Origin of the sequence: Pseudomonas sp. BRM28 (genome assembly GCF_002939405.1) — a bacterium.
Classification (GTDB): Bacteria; Pseudomonadota; Gammaproteobacteria; order Pseudomonadales; family Pseudomonadaceae; genus Aquipseudomonas; species Aquipseudomonas palmensis.
The window spans coordinates 4,990,333-4,992,832 of the sequence record NZ_PEFV01000001.1 but is presented as its reverse complement, the minus strand read 5'-3'; the positions used below and the strand labels follow the sequence as shown (position 1 = coordinate 4,992,832).

Annotated in this window: 1 rRNA gene (cut by a window edge); it reads left to right on the top strand. The window is 53.0% G+C overall.

The features are described 5' to 3' along the window. A 23S ribosomal RNA gene (locus CR917_RS23040) occupies positions 1-2,303 on the top strand; it begins 588 nt to the left of the window's first position. The last annotated feature ends 197 nt before the right edge of the window (positions 2,304-2,500 follow it).

Genomic DNA, 2,500 nt, shown 5'->3' with positions numbered 1-2,500 from the left:
TGGCGAGCTTAACCGAATAGGGGAGGCGTAGCGAAAGCGAGTCTTAATAGGGCGTTTAGTCGCTGGGTATAGACCCGAAACCGGGCGATCTATCCATGGGCAGGTTGAAGGTTAGGTAACACTGACTGGAGGACCGAACCGACTACCGTTGAAAAGTTAGCGGATGACCTGTGGATCGGAGTGAAAGGCTAATCAAGCTCGGAGATAGCTGGTTCTCCTCGAAAGCTATTTAGGTAGCGCCTCATGTATCACTGTAGGGGGTAGAGCACTGTTTCGGCTAGGGGGTCATCCCGACTTACCAAACCGATGCAAACTCCGAATACCTACAAGTGCCGAGCATGGGAGACACACGGCGGGTGCTAACGTCCGTCGTGAAAAGGGAAACAACCCAGACCGTCAGCTAAGGTCCCAAAGTTATGGTTAAGTGGGAAACGATGTGGGAAGGCTTAGACAGCTAGGAGGTTGGCTTAGAAGCAGCCACCCTTTAAAGAAAGCGTAATAGCTCACTAGTCGAGTCGGCCTGCGCGGAAGATGTAACGGGGCTCAAACCATACACCGAAGCTACGGGTATCACTTAGGTGATGCGGTAGAGGAGCGTTCTGTAAGCCTGTGAAGGTGAGTTGAGAAGCTTGCTGGAGGTATCAGAAGTGCGAATGCTGACATGAGTAACGACAATGGGAGTGAAAAACTCCCACGCCGAAAGACCAAGGTTTCCTGCGCAACGTTAATCGACGCAGGGTTAGTCGGTCCCTAAGGCGAGGCTGAAAAGCGTAGTCGATGGAAAACAGGTTAATATTCCTGTACTTCTGGTTATTGCGATGGAGGGACGGAGAAGGCTAGGCCAGCTTGGCGTTGGTTGTCCAAGTTTAAGGTGGTAGGCTGAGATCTTAGGTAAATCCGGGATCTTAAGGCCGAGAGCTGATGACGAGTTGCCATTAGGCGACGAAGTGGTTGATGCCATGCTTCCAAGAAAAGCTTCTAAGCTTCAGGTAACCAGGAACCGTACCCCAAACCGACACAGGTGGTTGGGTAGAGAATACCAAGGCGCTTGAGAGAACTCGGGTGAAGGAACTAGGCAAAATGGCACCGTAACTTCGGGAGAAGGTGCGCCGGTGAGGGTGAAGGACTTGCTCCGTAAGCTCATGCCGGTCGAAGATACCAGGCCGCTGCGACTGTTTATTAAAAACACAGCACTCTGCAAACACGAAAGTGGACGTATAGGGTGTGACGCCTGCCCGGTGCCGGAAGGTTAATTGATGGGGTTAGCTAACGCGAAGCTCTTGATCGAAGCCCCGGTAAACGGCGGCCGTAACTATAACGGTCCTAAGGTAGCGAAATTCCTTGTCGGGTAAGTTCCGACCTGCACGAATGGCGTAACGATGGCGGCGCTGTCTCCACCCGAGACTCAGTGAAATTGAAATCGCTGTGAAGATGCAGTGTATCCGCGGCTAGACGGAAAGACCCCGTGAACCTTTACTATAGCTTTGCACTGGACTTTGAATTTGCTTGTGTAGGATAGGTGGGAGGCTTTGAAGCGTGGACGCCAGTCTGCGTGGAGCCATCCTTGAAATACCACCCTGGCAACTTTGAGGTTCTAACTCAGGTCCGTTATCCGGATCGAGGACAGTGTATGGTGGGTAGTTTGACTGGGGCGGTCTCCTCCTAAAGAGTAACGGAGGAGTACGAAGGTGCGCTCAGACCGGTCGGAAATCGGTCGTAGAGTATAAAGGCAAAAGCGCGCTTGACTGCGAGACAGACACGTCGAGCAGGTACGAAAGTAGGTCTTAGTGATCCGGTGGTTCTGTATGGAAGGGCCATCGCTCAACGGATAAAAGGTACTCCGGGGATAACAGGCTGATACCGCCCAAGAGTTCATATCGACGGCGGTGTTTGGCACCTCGATGTCGGCTCATCACATCCTGGGGCTGAAGCCGGTCCCAAGGGTATGGCTGTTCGCCATTTAAAGTGGTACGCGAGCTGGGTTTAGAACGTCGTGAGACAGTTCGGTCCCTATCTGCCGTGGACGTTTGAGATTTGAGAGGGGCTGCTCCTAGTACGAGAGGACCGGAGTGGACGAACCTCTGGTGTTCCGGTTGTCACGCCAGTGGCATTGCCGGGTAGCTATGTTCGGAAGAGATAACCGCTGAAAGCATCTAAGCGGGAAACTTGCCTCAAGATGAGATCTCACTGGAGCCTTGAGCTCCCTGAAGGGCCGTCGAAGACTACGACGTTGATAGGTTGGGTGTGTAAGCGCTGTGAGGCGTTGAGCTAACCAATACTAATTGCCCGTGAGGCTTGACCATATAACACCCAAGCAATTTGCGTCGAAGCCGAAGATTCCGATGGCGACACCGATTCGTACCGAGATGGAAGTGTTCCGGTTTTAACCGGCCACAAAAAAGCCCGCAGCGATGCGGGCTTTTTTGTGGCCGGTTAAAACCGGCTCCTACGGGGCCTCAGGTCTTGATCTGGCGCTCGTGCATCCGTGCCAGCTGACGCT